This is a genomic window from Leucobacter chironomi DSM 19883 (assembly GCF_000421845.1).
In the GTDB taxonomy this organism is placed as follows: domain Bacteria; phylum Actinomycetota; class Actinomycetes; order Actinomycetales; family Microbacteriaceae; genus Leucobacter; species Leucobacter chironomi.
Window position 1 is genome coordinate 81,586 of sequence record NZ_ATXU01000002.1, and the last position, 17,297, is coordinate 98,882.

Annotated in this window: 15 protein-coding genes and 1 tRNA gene; 13 read left to right on the plus strand and 3 right to left on the minus strand. The window is 69.3% G+C overall.

Features of this window, described 5'->3' with window-relative positions; translation table 11 throughout:
* Nucleotides 1-46 precede the first annotated feature (46 nt).
* The 6 genes from trpB to H629_RS0102255 all read left to right on the plus strand — a co-directional run bounded on the left by trpB (nt 47) and on the right by H629_RS0102255 (nt 5,536).
* Nucleotides 47-1,285, plus strand: coding sequence for a tryptophan synthase subunit beta (gene trpB / locus H629_RS0102230; RefSeq protein WP_024355733.1), 1,239 nt, complete (start codon nt 47-49; stop codon nt 1,283-1,285).
* A complete protein-coding gene (gene trpA, locus H629_RS0102235) occupies nt 1,282-2,109 on the plus strand; it encodes a tryptophan synthase subunit alpha (protein WP_024355734.1) in 828 nt (275 codons plus the stop codon). The genes trpB and trpA overlap by 4 nt, the downstream gene beginning before the upstream one ends.
* Nucleotides 2,110-2,220: 111 nt before the next feature.
* On the plus strand, nt 2,221-3,219 hold the full coding sequence (gene lgt / locus H629_RS0102240) for a prolipoprotein diacylglyceryl transferase (protein ID WP_024355735.1): 999 nt from the start codon (nt 2,221-2,223) through the stop codon (nt 3,217-3,219).
* Nucleotides 3,220-3,252: 33 nt separating this feature from the next.
* A complete protein-coding gene (gene pyk, locus H629_RS0102245; RefSeq protein ID WP_024355736.1) occupies nt 3,253-4,728 on the plus strand; it encodes a pyruvate kinase in 1,476 nt (491 codons plus the stop codon).
* A gap of 79 nt (nt 4,729-4,807) precedes the next feature.
* Nucleotides 4,808-4,889: transfer RNA gene (locus H629_RS0102250), tRNA-Leu, on the plus strand.
* Between the two features lie 44 nt (nt 4,890-4,933).
* Entirely contained in the window at nt 4,934-5,536 is a 603-nt protein-coding gene (locus tag H629_RS0102255) for an ANTAR domain-containing response regulator (protein ID WP_024355737.1), read from the plus strand.
* A gap of 61 nt (nt 5,537-5,597) precedes the next feature.
* Here H629_RS0102255 and H629_RS0102260 read toward each other — a convergent pair whose 3' ends face one another.
* Nucleotides 5,598-6,059 carry a hotdog fold thioesterase gene (locus tag H629_RS0102260; protein ID WP_024355738.1) on the minus strand — a complete coding sequence of 154 codons (462 nt, stop codon included), beginning with the start codon at nt 6,057-6,059 and terminating at the stop codon, nt 5,598-5,600.
* Nucleotides 6,060-6,127: 68 nt separating this feature from the next.
* Here H629_RS0102260 and polA point away from each other — a divergent pair, with 68 nt between their 5' ends.
* The 3 genes from polA to rpsA all read left to right on the plus strand — a co-directional run bounded on the left by polA (nt 6,128) and on the right by rpsA (nt 11,728).
* A complete protein-coding gene (polA, locus tag H629_RS0102265; protein WP_024355739.1) occupies nt 6,128-8,746 on the plus strand; it encodes a DNA polymerase I in 2,619 nt (872 codons plus the stop codon).
* Nucleotides 8,747-8,995: 249 nt separating this feature from the next.
* Complete coding sequence (locus tag H629_RS14390; RefSeq protein WP_024355740.1) at nt 8,996-10,042, plus strand: helix-turn-helix domain-containing protein; 1,047 nt, start codon at nt 8,996-8,998, stop codon at nt 10,040-10,042.
* Nucleotides 10,043-10,282: 240 nt separating this feature from the next.
* Nucleotides 10,283-11,728 (plus strand): 30S ribosomal protein S1, encoded by a 1,446-nt coding sequence (rpsA, locus tag H629_RS0102275; protein WP_024355741.1) that lies wholly within the window; start codon nt 10,283-10,285, stop codon nt 11,726-11,728.
* Nucleotides 11,729-11,850: 122 nt separating this feature from the next.
* On the opposite strand, the gene H629_RS0102280 is transcribed toward rpsA, so the two are convergent.
* Nucleotides 11,851-12,486, minus strand: coding sequence for a DUF4126 domain-containing protein (locus H629_RS0102280; RefSeq protein ID WP_024355742.1), 636 nt, complete (start codon nt 12,484-12,486; stop codon nt 11,851-11,853).
* 50 nt (nt 12,487-12,536) lie between these two features.
* Between H629_RS0102280 and coaE the strand changes: the two genes are divergently transcribed.
* Nucleotides 12,537-13,142, plus strand: coding sequence for a dephospho-CoA kinase (gene coaE, locus H629_RS0102285; protein WP_024355743.1), 606 nt, complete (start codon nt 12,537-12,539; stop codon nt 13,140-13,142).
* A 21-nt stretch (nt 13,143-13,163) separates the two neighbouring features.
* On the opposite strand, the gene H629_RS0102290 is transcribed toward coaE, so the two are convergent.
* A complete protein-coding gene (locus H629_RS0102290; RefSeq protein WP_024355744.1) occupies nt 13,164-13,772 on the minus strand; it encodes a vitamin K epoxide reductase family protein in 609 nt (202 codons plus the stop codon).
* A gap of 272 nt (nt 13,773-14,044) precedes the next feature.
* Between H629_RS0102290 and H629_RS0102295 the strand changes: the two genes are divergently transcribed.
* The 3 genes from H629_RS0102295 to rpmA all read left to right on the plus strand — a co-directional run bounded on the left by H629_RS0102295 (nt 14,045) and on the right by rpmA (nt 17,232).
* Nucleotides 14,045-16,489 (plus strand): Rne/Rng family ribonuclease, encoded by a 2,445-nt coding sequence (locus H629_RS0102295; protein ID WP_024355745.1) that lies wholly within the window; start codon nt 14,045-14,047, stop codon nt 16,487-16,489.
* A gap of 147 nt (nt 16,490-16,636) precedes the next feature.
* Nucleotides 16,637-16,945: a 50S ribosomal protein L21 gene (gene rplU, locus H629_RS0102300; protein WP_024355746.1), complete on the plus strand. Its 309-nt coding sequence runs from the start codon at nt 16,637-16,639 to the stop codon at nt 16,943-16,945.
* A gap of 32 nt (nt 16,946-16,977) precedes the next feature.
* The gene (gene rpmA / locus H629_RS0102305) at nt 16,978-17,232 is read left to right on the plus strand and encodes a 50S ribosomal protein L27 (protein WP_024355747.1); all 255 of its coding nucleotides are present in this window, start codon (nt 16,978-16,980) and stop codon (nt 17,230-17,232) included.
* Nucleotides 17,233-17,297 lie beyond the last annotated feature (65 nt).

Here is a 17,297-nt window from a genome sequence, read left to right on the forward strand (position 1 = left end):
CCGATCCCATGCTCGGCACTCCGGGCATCCGAACCGAGAGGTCGACATGACAGAGCAGGCGGGCGGGGTTACCAGCCTCCGCGACCAGCACGGACCCTTCTTCGGCGACTACGGCGGGCGCTACATGCCCGAATCTCTCATCGCCGCGATCGACGAGCTCACCGAGGCCTACGAGTCGGCGAAGCGCGACCCCGCGTTCCAGGCCGAGCTGCTCGAGCTGCTCGCCTCGTACGCGGGCCGGCCCTCGCCGATCACCGAGGTGCCCCGCTTCGCGGCGCACGCCGGCGGCGCCCGCGTGTTCCTCAAGCGCGAGGACCTCAACCACACGGGCTCGCACAAGATCAACAACGTGCTCGGCCAGGCGCTGCTCACCAAGCGCCTCGGCAAGACCCGCGTGATCGCCGAGACCGGCGCCGGCCAGCACGGCGTCGCCACCGCCACCGCGGCGGCGCTCTTCGGGCTCGAATGCACCATCTACATGGGCGCGGTCGACACCGAGCGCCAGGCCCTCAACGTGGCCCGCATGCGGCTGCTCGGCGCCGAGGTCGTGCCGGTGAAGGCGGGCTCGCGCACGCTCAAGGACGCGATCAACGAGGCCTACCGCGACTGGGTGGCGAGCGTCGAGCGCACCAACTACATCTTCGGCACCGCGGCCGGCCCGCACCCGTTCCCGGCGATGGTGCGCGACTTCCAGAAGATCATCTCCGAGGAGGCGCGCGCGCAGCTGCTCGAGCGCACCGGCAGACTGCCCGACGCCGTCGTCGCCTGCGTGGGCGGCGGCTCGAACGCGATCGGCATGTTCGACGCGTTCCTCGACGACGAAGACGTGAAGATCTACGGCGTCGAGGCAGCCGGCGAGGGCGTCGACACGGCCAGACAGGCCGCGTCGATCGCGCGCGGACGCCCCGGGGTGCTCCACGGCGCGAAGACCTACGTGCTGCAGGACGAAGACGGCCAGACCATCGAGTCGCACTCGATCTCGGCGGGACTCGACTACCCGGGCGTCGGCCCCGAGCACGCCTGGCTCGCCGACATCGGCCGCGTCGAGTACATCCCCGCGACCGACGACGAGGCGATGCAGGCGCTGCGGCTGCTCAGCCGCACCGAGGGCATCATCCCCGCCATCGAGTCGGCCCACGCGCTCGCGGGGGCGATCCGCATCGGCCGCGAACTCGGCCCCGAGGCGATCATCGCCGTGAGCCTGTCCGGCCGCGGCGACAAGGACATGGCGACCGCAGGCCGGTACTTCGGCCTGCTCGACGGCGAAACGGAGCTCGAGGGATGAGCGCGCACGAATCACAGGTGGCCGCCGCGATCCGCGCCGCGAAGCAGGATCGCCGAGGCGCGCTCGTCGGGTATCTGCCCGTGGGCTTCCCCGACCTCGACACCAGCGTCGAAGCGGCCATCGCGATGGCGCGCAACGGCGTCGACGTGCTCGAACTCGGGCTGCCCTACTCGGACCCGGTGATGGACGGCGCGGTGATCCAGGAAGCCACCCAGACGGCGCTCGCCGAGGGCTTCCGAGTCTCCGACGTCTTCGAGGCCGTGCGCCGCGTGCGCGAGGCCGTCGACGTGCCCGTGCTCGTGATGACCTACTGGAACCCGGTGCTGCAGTACGGTGTCGAGCGCTTCGCGAGCCGGCTCGCCGAGGCCGGCGGCGCCGGGCTCATCACGCCCGACATCACCCCCGAAGCCGCACCCGAGTGGATCGAGACGAGCGACCGCCTCGGCCTCGACCGCGTGTTCCTCGCAGCGCCCAGCTCGAGCGACGCGCGACTGCGCCTCGTCGTGGAGCACTCGCGCGGCTTCGTCTACACGGTCTCCACGATGGGCATCACCGGCGAGCGGGCCCAGCTCGACGCCGCCGCCCGCGCTCTCACCGCGCGCCTGCGCGAGCAGGGCGTCGACCTCGCCTGCGTCGGCATCGGCCTGTCGACCGCCGAGCAGGTGGCCGACGCGCTCGGCTACGCCGACGGCGCGATCGTCGGCACGGCCTTCGTGCGTGCGCTGCGCGACGGCGGCGTGGAGCGGCTCGCCGAGGTGGTGCGCGACATCGCAGCGGGGGCGCAGCACCCCGATGGCGCGGTCGCCGAGGGCGCCTCGCTGTAGGATTGACACGATCGCCGCGAGGATCCCCTCCGCGCGGCTCCCCAACGACAGTTTCAGCGGCAGAGCGCCGCGAGCGATCACCGGCCAGTGCCGGAGGCGAAAGAGGAGTGGATGATTCTCCCGTTCAGTATCCCGAGCCCCGAGATGCAGTTCTTCCAGATCGGCCCGCTGCGCATCTACATCTACGCGCTGTGCATCATCGTCGGCATCATCGCCGCCGCCATCTGGACGGGCCGCCGGCTCAGCAGCCGCGGCGGTGAGCGGGGAGCGGTCTTCGACTTCCTCGTGTGGGCGCTGGTCCTCGGCATCGTGGGCGCGCGCCTCTACCACGTGGTCACCCACTGGGGCGACTACTTCGGCCCGGGTCGCAACCCGCTCGACGCCCTCGCCTTCTGGCAGGGCGGCATCGCCATCTTCGGCGCGCTGCTCGGCGGCGCGGTGGGCGTGCTGATCGCCTCGCGCATCACCGGGATCCGCTTCTGGTCGTTCGCCGACGCGCTCGTGCCCGGCCTGCTGCTCGCGCAGGCCGTGGGGCGTCTGGGCAACTGGTTCAACCACGAGCTGTTCGGCGGCCCGACCACGCTGCCCTGGGGCCTCGAGATCGAGTCCACCAACCCGGCCTTCCCGATCGGGCTGCCGGAGGGCACGCTGTTCCACCCGACGTTCCTCTACGAGGCCGTCTGGAACCTGCTCGGCATCGTCGTGCTGCTCGCCATCGAGCGCAAGTGGCGCCCGCGCTGGGGCACCTTCTTCGCCCTCTACCTCGTCTGGTACGGCATCGGCCGCACCGTCACCGAGTCGCTGCGCGTCGATCCGAGCCTGCTGTTCCTCGGCATCCGCACCAATGTGCTGGCCGCGTTCCTCGCCGTCGTGCTGGGCATCGTCATCCTCATAGTGCAGCGCCGCCGCCACGTCGGGATCGAATCGTCCGTATACCTCCAGGGCCGTCGCAACCCGACCGACTCGGTGCTCGCCGACACTGCGAACCCCGACGAGTTCTTCCACGTCCTGCCCCACGGCGACGCCGCGGCGGTGCCGTTCGGCGCCGAGCCGGCAGCCGAGGCACCGGCCGCGTCCAACGACGCGGCAGAACCGGCCCGCACCGCCTAGCCGCGACACTCGACCAAGCAGCAAGGAGCCGACATGCGCCACGCCAAGATCGTCGCTACCTGGGGCCCCGCGGTCTCCAGCTACGACCACACCCTCGATCTGATCCGGGCCGGCGTCAACGTCGCACGGCTCAACATGTCGCACGGCACCTACAACGTGCACGAGGGCATCTACCGCAACATCCGCCGCGCCGAGACTGAGGTCGGCCGTCCGATCGCGGTGCTCGCCGACCTGCAGGGCCCGAAGATCCGCCTCGGCAAGTTCGAGGGCGGCCCCTACGACCTTGAGGTCGGCGACGAGTTCGCCATCACCACGCGCGACATCGTGGGCGACCGCACCATCTGCGGCACCACGCACAAGGGCCTGCCCGGCGACGTGAACCCCGGCGATCCGCTGCTCATCGACGACGGCAAGGTGGCGCTGCGCGCCGAGCGCGTCACCGACGACACCGTGTACACGACGGTGGAGGTGCCGGGCGCGGTGTCGAACAACAAGGGCATCAACCTGCCCGGCGTCGCCGTCAACGTGCCGGCGCTCTCCGAGAAGGACGAGCAGGATCTGCGCTGGGCGCTGCAGCTCGGCGTCGACTACATCGCGCTGTCGTTCGTGCGGGACGCGGCCGACATCACCCGCGTGCACGAGATCATGGACGAGGAGGGGATCCGCCTCCCCGTCATCGCCAAGATCGAGAAGCCCCAGGCGGTCGACCACCTGGAGGAGATCGTCACCGCCTTCGACGGCATCATGGTCGCCCGAGGCGATCTCGGCGTCGAACTGCCGCTCGAGCGCGTGCCGCTCGTGCAGACCGAGGCGATCGCACTGGCGCGCCGCAATGCGAAGCCCGTGATCGTGGCGACCCAGGTGCTCGAGTCGATGATCGAGAACCCCCGCCCCACGCGCGCCGAGGCCTCGGACTGCGCCAACGCGATCCTCGACGGCGCCGACGCCGTGATGCTCTCCGGCGAGACCAGCGTGGGCGCCTACCCGGTGCAGGCCGTCGAGACGATGGCGCGCATCATCACCGCCACCGAGGACCACGCCCTCGACCGCATCGAACCGCTCGGCTCGGCGCCCCGCACCCAGGGCGGCGCCCTCACCCTCGCGGCCTCCGAGGTTGCCGACTTCGTGGGCGCCCGCTACATCTGCGTGTTCACCGAGTCGGGCGACACGGTGCGCCGCATGTCGCGCCTGCGTCGGCCGATCCCGATCATCGGCTTCACACCCGAGGCCGACACGCGCCGCCGCATGGAGCTCACCTGGGGCGCCCGCAGCTACGAGGTGCCGCGAGTGGGCAGCACCGATGAGATGTTCGCGCAGGTCGACGAGGTGCTGCTCGACCGCTCGCGCGCCGAGATCGGCGACAAGGTCGTCATCATCGCGGGATCGCCTCCCGGGGTGGTCGGCACCACGAACACGCTGCGCATCCACCGGATCGGCGAGGCCACCGGCCAGCTGCCGGAGGCGGGGCCCCGCAAGCACGCCCTCGGTCGCGGCGGCATCCCCGTGTGATCCGATAGGCTGGGCTGCTGGCCCAGCAGGCTCCGCCGAGTGCATCGAACCGGATACACTCATCGGCGGGGCCGCTCACGCCGGATTGGTGGAATTGGCAGACACGGCGCACTCAAAATGCGCTGCCGAAAGGTGTGCGGGTTCGAGTCCCGCATCCGGCACCGGACAACCGTTTTCTCTCGAACGCAGGAGTACACTTCTCAGCATGACTGAACAGAGCACCGCACCCGCGCGACGCGTCGTCGTTGCGGAAGACGAGTCCCTGATCCGCCTCGACATCGTCGAGACGCTTCGCGACAACGGCTACGACGTGGTCGGCGAGGCCGGTGACGGCGAGGAGGCAGTGCGCCTCGTCGAGGAGCTGCGCCCCGACCTGGTGGTCATGGATGTCAAGATGCCGAAGCTCGACGGCATCTCGGCGGCCGAGCAGATCAACAAGGATCACATCGCCCCCGTGGTGCTGCTCACCGCGTTCAGCCAGCGCGAGCTGGTGGAGCGCGCGACCGAGGCGGGTGCTCTCGCCTACGTCGTGAAGCCGTTCACCCCGGCCGACCTGATCCCCGCGATCGAGATCGCGCTCTCGCGCTTCCAGCAGATCGTGGCGCTCGAAAGCGAGGTCGCGGACCTCGCCGAGCGCTTCGAGACCCGCAAGCTGGTCGACCGTGCGAAGGGCATCCTCAACGACAAGATGGGCCTCAGCGAGCCCGAGGCGTTCCGCTGGATCCAGAAGGCCTCGATGGATCGCCGGCTCACGATGCAGGACGTCGCGAAGACGATCATCGACCAGCTCGGTCCGAAGAAGGACTGACCTCCGTACGCAGCAGCGCCCCCGGCCGATCGGCCGGGGGCGCTGCTGCGTGTGCGGACCGTCAGCGGAGCTGCTTGTAGAAGTTCGTGATGCGCACGGTCGAGCAGCGGCGGCCCTGCTCGTCGCTCACCACGATCTCGTGCACGGTGATGGAGCGGCCGAGCTTGATCGGTGTGCAGACACCGGTGACGAGGCCCGACGTCGCGGAGCCGGTGTGGGTCGCGTTGATGTCCACCCCGACGGCGACGTGCCCCTCGGGCGCCATGAAGTTCGCGTGCATCGAGCCGAGCGTCTCTCCGAGCACCACGTAGGCGCCCCCGTGCAGCAGCATCACCGGTTGCGTGTTGCCCGCGACAGGCATGGTGGCGACGGCCCGGTCGCGCCCGAACTCGACGACCTCGATGCCCATGCGGTCGGCGAGGGCTCCGAGGCCGCGCTCGCGGATGTACTCCAGACCTGCCGTGGGCGAGCCCGGAGCCGGTGACTGCGGTGCGGTGGTCTCGGGCGCGGGGGAATCTGTCATCTCGCTGCGGTGTCCTTGTCGGTGGCGGCTTGTAGGCTGTTCACGTGTCGAATTCTCAGCCTACCCTCATGATCATCGACGGCCATTCGCTGGCCTTCAGGGCGTTCTACGCCCTGCCCGTCGACAGCTTCCAGACGCAGACGGGGCAGCACACGAACGCCATCCACGGCTTCATCTCGATGCTCATCAACCTGCTCGGCAACGAGAACCCGGATGCGCTGGCCATCGCCTTCGACATCTCCCGGCACTCGTTCCGCACCGAGGAGTACCCCGAGTACAAGGGCACCCGCGGCGAGACCCCGCCCGAATTCAAGGGGCAGGTGCCGCTGCTGCAGGAGGCGCTGCACGCGATGGGCATCCGCACCCTCGAGAAGGAGAACTACGAGGCCGACGACATCCTCGCAACGCTTGCGACCCGCGGCGCCGACGCCGGCTATCGGGTGCTCGTCGTCAGCGGCGACCGCGACACGATCCAGCTCGTCGACGACCGCATCACACTGCTCTACCCCTCGAAGCAGGGTGTGAGCGAGCTCACCCGCTACGACGCCGAGAAGGTGATGGAGCGCTACGGGGTGCGCCCGGAGCAGTATCCGGAGATCGCCGCGCTCGTGGGCGAGACGAGCGACAACCTGCCCGGTGTGCCGCGCGTCGGCGAGAAGACCGCCGTGAAGTGGATCAACCAGTTCGGCTCGCTCGAGGAGATCCTGCGTCGGCAGGACGAGATCGGCGGCAAGGTCGGTGAGAGCCTGCGCGAGAACGCCCACCTCGCCGAGCGCAACCGGCGCCTCAACCGCCTCGTGCGCGACGTCGAGCTCGAGATCACCCTCGACGAGCTGAAGCGCGGCGAGATCGACATGGCGGCCGTGCAGCAGGTGTTCGCGAGGCTCGAGTTCCGCACCCTGCTGCAGCGCGTGGGCAAGCTCGCGGGCGCCGAGGTGCCGGCCGGGGGAGCGACCGCGGTGTCGCTCGTGCCCGAGCAGCCGCAGGCGAAGAACCTCATCGACGAGGAGCTGGCCGACTGGCTGACGAAGGTCGAACGCCCGGCGGTGCTCATGCAGCAGAGCGGCGACGGCTTCGAGGTGGGCGTCGCCACGGCGGAGGCCTCGGTGCTGTTCCACTGGCTGCCCGGCGGGCGCGACTACGCGCTCTTCGAGCAGTGGCTCGCCTCCGACGCCCCCAAGGTGTTCTTCGACGCGAAGCAGCAGATCGCGGTGGCGGCCCGCGCCGGAGCGGTGATCGGCGGCATCGACGGCGACCTGCTGATCGCGTCGTGGTTGCTGCGCCCGCAGACTCCCGAGAAGTCGCTCGCCGAGGCCGTGTTCCGGTTCCTGGGCGAGCAGGTGCCCGAGGGCGACCCGAACCAGCTCGTGCCCGATGAGGGCTCGATCGCCGATTCCGCGGCGCTGGCCTGGTACATCGCCCGCGCCCACGACTCCGCGGTGTCGCGCTTCGAATCGCGCACGATCGAGATCTACCGCGACATCGAGCTTCCGCTCGTGCCCGTGCTCGCGGCGCTCGAGCAGCGCGGCGTGCAGATCGATCTGCCGCTGCTCGAGGCTCACGACGCCGAGCTGACCGCGCGGGTGGCCGAGCTGCAGCAGCAGGCGTTCGACGCGATCGGGCGCGAGGTGAACCTCTCCTCGCCGAAGCAGCTGCAGGAGGTGCTCTTCGAGCAGCTGGAGATGCCGAAGACCCGCAAGACGAAGAGCGGCTACACCACCGATGCGGCGGCGCTCGCCGAGCTTCGTGTGAAGAACCCGCACCCCTTCCTCGACGCGCTGCTCGCGCACCGCGACGCGAACAAACTGCGGCAGATGGTCGAGACGCTCATCAAGGCGGTGCAGCAGGACGGGCGGATCCGCACCACCTTCGTGCAGGTCGGGTCGAGCACCGGACGCCTCGCGTCCACCGATCCGAACCTGCAGAACATCCCGGTGCGCTCGGAGGAGGGCCGCCGCATTCGCGAGGGTTTCATCCACGCGGGGGAGTACGAAACGCTGATGACGGCCGACTACTCGCAGATCGAGATGCGGATCATGGCGCACCTCTCGGGTGATGCGGGGCTGATCGAGGCCTTCCGGCAGGGTGAGGATCTGCACCGCTTCGTGGGCGCCCGCATCTTCGGGGTGCCGCCCGAGGAGGTGACGAGCGAGATGCGCTCGAAAGTGAAGGCCATGTCGTACGGCCTCGCCTACGGGCTGTCGGCCTTCGGCCTCTCGAAGCAGCTGAACATCGCGGCCGCCGAGGCCCGGCAGCTGATGGAGGACTACTTCGAGCGCTTCGGCGGGGTGCGCGACTACCTGCGTTCGGTGGTGGACCAGGCCAAGCGCGACACCTTCACCGAGACGATCTTCGGCCGGCGTCGCCCCTTCCCTGATCTGGCGAGCCCGAACCGCATCCTGCGCGAGAACGCCGAGCGCGCAGCGCTCAATGCGCCGATCCAGGGGTCGGCCGCCGACATCATCAAGCGCGCCATGATCCAGGTCGAAGAGCGCATGATCGCCTCCGGTATGCGGTCCCGGATGCTGCTGCAGATCCACGACGAGCTCATGTTCGAGGTCGCCGAGGGGGAGTGGGACGCGCTCGAGGAGATCGTGCGCGCCGAGATGGCGGGCGCCGCCGAGCTGTCGGTGCCGCTCGAGGTGCAGGTGGGTCGCGGCGCGAACTGGAACGCCGCCGCGCACTAGGGTGTGTCCCGTGAATCGTTGCCGTTGCCGTTGCGAACAGGCGCGCGCGGTAGGAGAGGATGTGCGAGACGCACCCTAGCGTCGGATACGCGGTCGGAACCCCGGGCGCGGGCGTCGGATCGCGCCCGGGTCGCGCCGATCCGGGTCCGACTTCCGCGTGATTCTGCGACTGGCCGAACGGTCGAGTCGCAGAATCACGCGTTTCGGGGCGGGCTGCGCGCCCCCGCTGTTTGAATCGAGAACATGAACATGGACATCACCAAACACGACTTCGGACGCTTCGTCACGGAGCGCCGCCGCGCCGCCGGCCTGACCCAGCGCCAGCTCGCCGAGCGGCTGCACGTGACCGAGTCGGCCGTCTCCAAGTGGGAGCGCGGCCTCTCCTATCCCGACATCACTCTGGTGCAGGCGATCGCCTCCGAACTCGGCGTCAGCGGCCAGGAACTGATCAGCGCGAGCGAAGACCACGAGGGCCGAGCCGACAAGCGCGACGCCCGCAGCTACCGGGGCTGGCGCAGCGCGATCCTCTGGACCACGCTGCTGACCTGGGCCGCCGCGATCCTCACCTGCTTCATCGTCAACCTGTCAGTGCAGCACACCCTGAGCTGGTTCTGGGTCGTGCTGCCGGCCGTCGGCCTCGCGTTCTCGCTCACCACGCTGCCGCTGCTGCCCGTGCCGCGGCCGGGCTGGCTGGCCCTCGCGAGCGCCACGGTCTGCCTGGTGGCACTGCTGCTCGTGGTCTGGCTGCAGTTCGCGGCGGGGCCGTGGCTCGTGATCGCGGTGTCGGGGGTGCTGTTCGGGCTGCTGCTCGTCTTCACGCCGATCTGGCTGACGCTGCTCGAACTGCCGGGCGGCCTCGGGCGGCATGTCACCCTGCTCACCCTCGTGATCTACACCGCGGCGCTCGTCGTGTTCCTGCTCATCGTGTTCGCCGCCCTCGGGCGACCCGAGCTCTGGGTGTGGCCGGCGCTGCCGATCGTCGCCATCGGCGCAGCGCCGATCTGGATCTCGATGCTCGCGATCCGCTATCTGCCGCTGCCCGGCCTCGCGGTCGCGGCCATCGTCACCGCCTTCATCGGCATCTGCGCGCCGGTGCTGAATCGTGCGATCGAGGCGGTGCTCGGCACCGGCGAGCCGTGGGTGCTCGACCTCTCGGTCTGGAGCACCGAGACGATGGATGCGAACATCCAGTTCCTGATCTTCGTCGCCTGCATGGTCGCGGCGCTGCTGCTCGGGCTGGGTGCGGTGGTGGGTGCGGTTTCGCGCCGGCGCGCGGGCCTCGCCGGCGACCGGTGAGCACTGCGCGCGACGCTCACCGGCATCCGGCGAGCGTCGCGCGCAAGCGCGGCCCGGTGCCGCGAAACGCGGGCGGCTCTCTACTTGATCCCGGGCGTGTCCACGGGATAAGATCGATTGTCACAGTTCTGTGGCGACTCAACCATGTCCACATGCGTGAACGCCTCGCGGATCATTCCGATCCGACCGGCCCCCGGTGCGCTCCCGCCTGATTCCATGTCCATTCTGGAGACCAATTTCATGACGAACGCAACGACCGAGAGCAAGCAGGTCGCAGTTAACGACATCGGCTCAGCCGAAGACTTCCTTGCAGCGGTCGAATCGACCCTGAAGTTCTTCAACGACGGCGACCTCATCGAGGGCACCGTGGTGAAGATCGACCGCGACGAGGTGCTCCTCGACGTCGGTTACAAGACCGAGGGTGTCATCCCCTCGCGCGAGCTGTCCATCAAGCACGACGTGAACCCCGATGAGGTCGTTCAGGTCGGCGATCCCGTCGAGGCGCTCGTGCTCCAGAAGGAGGACAAGGAAGGTCGCCTCATCCTGTCCAAGAAGCGTGCTCAGTACGAGCGCGCCTGGGGCGATGTGGAGAAGATCAAGGAGAACGAGGGCGTTGTCACCGGCACCGTCATCGAGGTCGTCAAGGGCGGCCTGATCGTCGATATCGGGCTGCGCGGCTTCCTCCCCGCTTCGCTCATCGAGCTGCGCCGCGTGCGCGACCTGACCCCCTACCTGGGCCAGGAGATCGAGGCGAAGATCCTCGAGCTCGATAAGAACCGCAACAACGTGGTGCTGTCGCGTCGCGCCCTCCTCGAGGAGACGCAGTCGGCGACCCGCTCGTCGTTCCTCGCCGAGCTCAAGCCCGGCCAGGTGCGCAAGGGCGTCATCTCGTCGATCGTCAACTTCGGCGCGTTCGTCGATCTGGGCGGCGTGGACGGCCTTGTGCACGTCTCCGAGCTGTCCTGGAAGCACATCGAGCACGCCTCCGACGTGGTCGAGGTCGGCCAGGAGGTCACCGTCGAGGTGCTCTCCGTCGAGCTGGATCGCGAGCGCGTCTCGCTGTCGCTCAAGGCGACCCAGGAAGACCCGTGGCAGGTCTTCGCCCGCACCCACGCGATCGGCCAGATCGCCCCGGGCGTCGTCACCAAGCTCGTTCCCTTCGGCGCCTTCGTGCGCGTCGCGGACGGCATCGAGGGCCTCGTGCACATCTCGGAGCTGTCGGGCCAGCACGTCGAGCTCGCCGAGCAGGTCGTCTCGGCCGGCCAGGAGGTCTTCGTCAAGATCATCGACATCGATCTCGAGCGTCGTCGCATCTCGCTCAGCCTCAAGCAGGCCAACGAGGGCGTCGATCCCGAGGGCACCGAGTTCGATCCGGCTCTGTACGGCATGACCACCGAGTACGACGAGAACGGCGAGTACAAGTACCCCGAGGGCTTCGATCCGGAGACCCAGGAGTGGAAGGAAGGCTTCGAGTCGCAGCGCGAGAAGTGGGAGCAGGAGTACGCTGCTGCCCAGGAGCGCTGGGAGGCTCACAAGAAGCAGGTCGCCGCTTCGCTCGTCGAGGCCGCCGCGGCTCCCGCCGCCGACTCCTCCGCTTCGAGCTTCTCGAGCGAGTCGTCGTCGACCGGTGCGCTCGCTGACGACGCGGCACTCGCCGCTCTGAAGGCGCAGCTCGAGGGCAACTGAGACTCGCCCGCTGAGCCCTGCGCTCGGCGATGAGTTCACGAAGGCCCGGTCCCCGTTCAGGGGGCCGGGCCTTCGGCGTATCCGCGCTCGGGGTATCCGCGCTCGGCGAGCGGGCGCGGGGGTCAGGGCGTGCCGGGCACCGCACCGCCGGAGGCGTCGGAGGCGCCGGCGAGCTGCTCGCGCCGCCGCTGCCGCACTCGCCGCAGCCGCCGCACGAGCGCGACGATCACGACGAGCAGCAGCGCGAGCGCGAGCAGCGGCACGATGACCGCGAGGAGCGTGAGCAGCACCGCGCCGACGTCCTCGAGGAAGCTCGTCACCGCGGCGCCCGCGCCGGCCGTCAGCGCATTGATGACTGGGCGCGCGATCGCTTTCAGCAGGTGCGGCACGAGGGCGATGACGACGCCCAGCACGAACGGCCAGAACGCTGCGGAGGAGACGAACGCGGCGGGGTCGGTGACGGCGACGGTCTGGCTCGACGCGCCGGCGCTGAAGACCATGCCGCCCGAGGCCGGGCGCACCACCGTCTGCAGCACGTCGTTGGCGGTGTCGAGCACCGGGAACTTGTCGACAAGCACCTCCACGACGAGCAGTACTCCGAGGATGCCGAGACTCCACTCGTTCTCGAGCCATGCCCACGCCGAGGGCAGCTGCACGATCTCGGTGAAGCGGGAGAGCAGGCCGAGCCCGAGCAGCGGGATATAGGCGTTGAGCCCCGCCGATGCGGCCAGGGTGATCCCGGTGACGACTTCGAGCATGCCGCCAGCATAGCCGCGCCCGCCGTGCGGCTGCCGGTATCCTGGCACCCATGACAGTGATCGCGCTCACAGGGGGCATCGCCTCGGGCAAGTCGACGATCGGCCGGCGTCTCGCCGAGCTGGGGGCGGTGCGGATCGACGCCGACCAGCTCGCCCGGGAGGCCGTCGAACCCGGGTCGCCCGGCCTCGCCCGCGTGGTGGAGCGCTTCGGCGGCGACCTGATCGGGGCGAACGGCGAGCTGGATCGGGCGGCGCTCGGCGCCGTCGTGTTCGGCGATCCCGCGGCGCTCGCCGAGCTCAACGCGATCGTGCATCCCGAGGTGCGCCGGATCGCCGCGGAGCGGATCGCGGCGGCCGAGGCGGCGGACCCCGACGCCGTCGTGGTCTACGAGATCCCGTTGCTCGTGGAGACGGACGCGGCCAGAGACGGCGACTGGGATCTCGTGCTCGTCGCCGACGCGCCCGCGGAGCAGCGGATCGCGCGCCTCATCGAGCTGCGCGGGATGGATGATGCTGCGGCGCGCGCCCGCATCTCCCATCAGGCGGGCGACGCGGAGCGCCTCGCCGTGGCCGATCGTGTCATCGACACCTCGCGCAGCGAGGCGGAGACCATCGCGCAGGTGGACGCGCTCTGGGCGGAGCTGCGCGCGCGATGAGGGCGGCCCATCGCCGGCGGGTCAGGCCCGGGCGAACTCCGAGAGCCAGTCGAGTCGCATCTGCGCGATGAAGGCGAACACCACGTAGCAGAGCAGTACGATCACCCAGGTCCACGAGTAGAGCCGCGAGAAGAGGCGCTGCGCGCCGGCGCCGAGCGGCACGTCGCCCACCGCGTAGGGGCGGAACGCGGTGATCCACCAGAGCGGGATCGTCACCGACCACACCACCATGCACCACGGGCAGAGGGTGCCCAGCACGAACACGCTCTGCGAGAACAACCAGCACACGAAGACGAAAGCTCCGAGCAGGCCGAGCTGGTACAGCCGCCAGAACCAGGCTGAGAAGCGGGCGCCCGCGAGCAGGGCGACGCCCACCGCGATCGGGGCGATGAACGCCGAGACACCGATGATCGTGTTGCTGAACCCGAACAGCGACCCCTGCCACGAGCCCATGTTGGGGCCGCAGGTGACGAGCACGCTGACGGTGCAGTTGGGTACGTAGTCGGGATTCGCGAGCGTCTTCATGTACTCGGTGAGCAGTTCGAAGGAGGCGAACCAGCCGATCGCCCCGGCGATGATCGAGAAGACGGCGAAGGCGACGGGGCGCGTGGCTCTGGGCTCGTGGCTCATGGGCCGATCCTATCCCTCGCATCCTGCGAAGACGCGGGTCGCGCGGCGAACCGCCAGTCTCGCCGACTCCGTGACATAATGGAGTGCGGTGCGAGACGCTGAGAAGGCGGATCGCACGCACAGTCTTTTGACGGCCGAGAGGCGGTCACCGGTCGAAGACCGACCGAGCGCGAGTGCGCGGCATTCGCGGAGAACAGGATTTGCGGATCACACCGCACGAATAGGGTTTCCGGCGAGAGCGAGATGCTCCCCGGGTAGAGGAGACACCAGGAATGGTGAACAGCACAACAGAAGACCACCGCGACGAGCCCGTGGGCGATCAGCCCGTGCAGTTCGGGGACGCGACCCCGCAGGGCGAGGAGGCCACCGCGGCCGAAGCGCCCGAGACTCAGGTCGAGGCGACCGAGGGCGGCCCCGACGCCGCCGAGCCCGAGGCGCCGCAGGCCGAGGCGCCGAAGCTGCTGCTGCCGCTGGCCGACATGACTCCCGAGGAGCGCTTCCGCGCGACCACCCGGCTCATCTTCCTGGCGCCCGACGTGCCGCCGGTGCAGCCGCGCCCCCGCCGCCTCGAGTGGCGTCAGAGCGAGTCGTTCCAGCGTCACGAGGAACCGCGTCAGGGCGAGCTGAGCCAGCTCGACGATCTGCTCGATCAGCAGTTCCAGCGCGACGATGAGCCGTCGGACCGCGAGAGCGGCTCCGGCTCGCGCCGCACGCGCCGCCGCTCGGGCGGGTCGGAGTCGGAGCGATCCGATGAAGAGCCGCGCCGCCGCGAGCGCCAGGCCCCGGTGATCACGGAACCGCAGAAGGTCAAGGGATCCACCCGCCTGGAGGCGAAGAAGCAGCGCCGCCGCGACGGTCGCGACGCCGGTCGCCGCCGCATGGTCATCACCGAGTCGGAGTTCCTCGCGCGCCGTGAGGCTGTGGATCGCGAGATGATCGTGCGCACCACCGCGGACCGCGTGCAGATCGGCGTGCTCGAGGACAAGGTGCTCGTGGAGCACTACGTGGCCCGTTCGAGCGAGTCCTCGCTGATCGGCAACGTCTACCTCGGCCGCGTGCAGAACGTGCTCCCGAGCATGGAGGCGGCGTTCGTCGACATCGGTCGCGGCCGCAACGCGGTGCTCTACTCGGGCGAGGTCGACTGGTCGGAGTTCGAGGGCGGCAACACGGCCCGCCGCATCGAGAACGCTCTGAAGCCGGGCGACCAGGTGCTCGTGCAGGTTACGAAGGATCCGGTTGGCCACAAGGGCGCGCGTCTCACGAGCCAGATCTCGCTGCCGGGCCGCTTCCTCGTGTACGTGCCGGGCGGCGCCATGAACGGGATCTCCCGCAAGCTCCCCGACACCGAGCGCGCGCGCCTCAAGAAGATCCTCAAGGAGGTGCTGCCGAGCGGCGCGGGCGTGATCGTGCGCACCGCCGCCGAAGGCGCCAGCGAGGATCAGCTCACCCACGATGTGCAGCGGCTCACCCGTCAGTGGGAGTCGATCCAGAAGCGCGTCGAGAAGGGCGGCGGCCCGGTGCTGCTGCACTCGGAGCCCGACATGCTCATCAAGATCGTGCGCGACGTCTTCAACGAGGACTTCCACCGCATGCGGATCTCCGGTGGCGACACCTACGACACGATCGAGAACTACCTGTCACAGGTGGCGCCGGATCTGCTGCAGCGCGTCGAGCGCTACGACAGCGAACGCGACATCTTCGACGAGTACCGCGTGACCGAGCAGATCGCGAAGGCCCTCGACCGCAAGGTGTGGCTGCCCTCGGGCGGATCGCTCGTCATCGACCGCACCGAGGCGATGACCGTGGTCGACGTGAACACCGGCAAGTTCGTCGGCTCGGGCGGCAACCTCGAAGAGACCGTCACGAAGAACAACCTCGAGGCCGCAGAGGAGATCGTGCGCCAGCTGCGGCTGCGCGACATCGGCGGCATCATCGTGATCGACTTCATCGACATGGTGCTCGAATCGAACCGCGATCTCGTGCTGCGCCGCCTGGTCGAGTGCCTGAGCCGCGATCGCACGAAGCATCAGGTCGCTGAGGTCACCTCGCTCGGTCTCGTGCAGATGACGCGCAAGAAGCTCGGCCTCGGCCTGCTGGAGTCGTTCAGCGAGCCCTGCGACGTCTGCGCCGGGCGCGGTGTCATCGTGCACCACGAGCCGGTCGCCAAGCACCGCAGCGAGGGCCCGTCGCGCAGTTCCAAGCGGAGCAAGGGCGGACAGGCCCAGCAGCACCAGCACGAGGCCAAGAACCAGAGCCAGACCCACGCCATCACCGACGGCGCGAAGAACATGCTCGCGCAGGTGGCGGCCTCCACGCTGCAGGCCTCCAAGCCGGGGGAGCGCCCCGAGGGCGAGACGCCCGCGGTGCCGGATTCGGCGGCACCTGCTGCGGCATCCGCACCGCGCGCGAACCCCGAGGCGAAGGTGAGCGGCCGGGTCACGTCGCGCCCCGCGCGCGAGACGGCCGCGCCCCGCGGCCGGACCGCGCCCGAGGCGCCCGCGAGCGGCGCACTGCTCGACTCGGTGCTCGATGCGCTTCCCGACGCGCCCAGCGCCGGCACGGGGCGCGCGCGCAACCGGCGCGTCTCGACCGCGCCGATGACGGGCGGCGCCGAGCGGCCCGCCGTCACGCCGAGCGACGACGCGAAGTCGGCTCAGCAGGCGCTCGCGGAGGCGCTCGACGCGACGGCCCGCCGAAAGGACGCGGGCCGGGAGTGACACGCGGGGCGGCCTATTTGACCGCCTTCAGTGATCTACGGTATTATTGAGCGTTGGTGTCACCCGATAGGCGACGGCACCTCAGACTTCGAAGTCGGCACGGCCGCGCTTCGACACGGAAGAAGATCCTCAAGAAAAGGGTGACAAGTGGTTTACGCAGTAGTGCGCACAAGCGGCCGTCAGGAGAAGGTCGAGGTTGGCTCGATCATCACCGTCAATCGTGTGGCGGGCGACGCCAAGGGCAAGCTCCAGCTTCCCGCGGTGCTTCTCGTTGACGGCGACAAGGTGACGACCGACGCCGCGGCTCTCGCCAAGGTGAAGGTGACCGCCGAGGTGCTCAACGACCTCCGTGGTCCGAAGATCGTCATCCAGCGTTACAAGAACAAGACCGGTTACAAGAGCCGCCAGGGTCACCGTCAGGATCTGACCCGCATCAAGGTCACCGGCATCAAGTAATCGCCTCGGCATCACTGAAGGAGTAGAGACTCATGGCACATAAGAAGGGCGCAAGCTCGACCCGCAACGGTCGCGACTCGAACCCCCAGTACCTCGGCGTGAAGCGCTTCGGCGGCCAGCAGGTCGGCGCGGGCGAGATCATCGTCCGCCAGCGCGGCACCAAGTTCCACCCGGGCGCGAACGTCGGTCGCGGTGGCGACGACACGCTGTTCGCACTTGCGGCCGGCGAGGTCGAGTTCGGTGTGAAGGGCGGCCGCAAGGTCGTCAACATCGTGGCTGCTGCCTAACCACAGGCATTCGACGGCGAGTCGGCCCCTCGATCAGCTCGGGGACCGGCTCGCCGTTTGCCGTA

What these genes read in the sequence shown, in the direction of transcription:
- trpB (WP_024355733.1), top strand. Translation starts at nt 47, where the DNA reads ATGACAGAGCAGGCGGGCGGGGTTACCAGCCTCCGCGACCAGCACGGA.
- trpA (WP_024355734.1), top strand. Translation starts at nt 1,282, where the DNA reads ATGAGCGCGCACGAATCACAGGTGGCCGCCGCGATCCGCGCCGCGAAG.
- lgt (WP_024355735.1), top strand. Translation starts at nt 2,221, where the DNA reads ATGATTCTCCCGTTCAGTATCCCGAGCCCCGAGATGCAGTTCTTCCAG.
- pyk (WP_024355736.1), top strand. Translation starts at nt 3,253, where the DNA reads ATGCGCCACGCCAAGATCGTCGCTACCTGGGGCCCCGCGGTCTCCAGC.
- H629_RS0102255 (WP_024355737.1), top strand. Translation starts at nt 4,934, where the DNA reads ATGACTGAACAGAGCACCGCACCCGCGCGACGCGTCGTCGTTGCGGAA.
- H629_RS0102260 (WP_024355738.1), bottom strand. Translation starts at nt 6,059, where the DNA reads ATGACAGATTCCCCCGCGCCCGAGACCACCGCACCGCAGTCACCGGCT.
- polA (WP_024355739.1), top strand. Translation starts at nt 6,128, where the DNA reads ATGATCATCGACGGCCATTCGCTGGCCTTCAGGGCGTTCTACGCCCTG.
- H629_RS14390 (WP_024355740.1), top strand. Translation starts at nt 8,996, where the DNA reads ATGGACATCACCAAACACGACTTCGGACGCTTCGTCACGGAGCGCCGC.
- rpsA (WP_024355741.1), top strand. Translation starts at nt 10,283, where the DNA reads ATGACGAACGCAACGACCGAGAGCAAGCAGGTCGCAGTTAACGACATC.
- H629_RS0102280 (WP_024355742.1), bottom strand. Translation starts at nt 12,486, where the DNA reads ATGCTCGAAGTCGTCACCGGGATCACCCTGGCCGCATCGGCGGGGCTC.
- coaE (WP_024355743.1), top strand. Translation starts at nt 12,537, where the DNA reads ATGACAGTGATCGCGCTCACAGGGGGCATCGCCTCGGGCAAGTCGACG.
- H629_RS0102290 (WP_024355744.1), bottom strand. Translation starts at nt 13,772, where the DNA reads ATGAGCCACGAGCCCAGAGCCACGCGCCCCGTCGCCTTCGCCGTCTTC.
- H629_RS0102295 (WP_024355745.1), top strand. Translation starts at nt 14,045, where the DNA reads ATGGTGAACAGCACAACAGAAGACCACCGCGACGAGCCCGTGGGCGAT.
- rpmA (WP_024355747.1), top strand. Translation starts at nt 16,978, where the DNA reads ATGGCACATAAGAAGGGCGCAAGCTCGACCCGCAACGGTCGCGACTCG.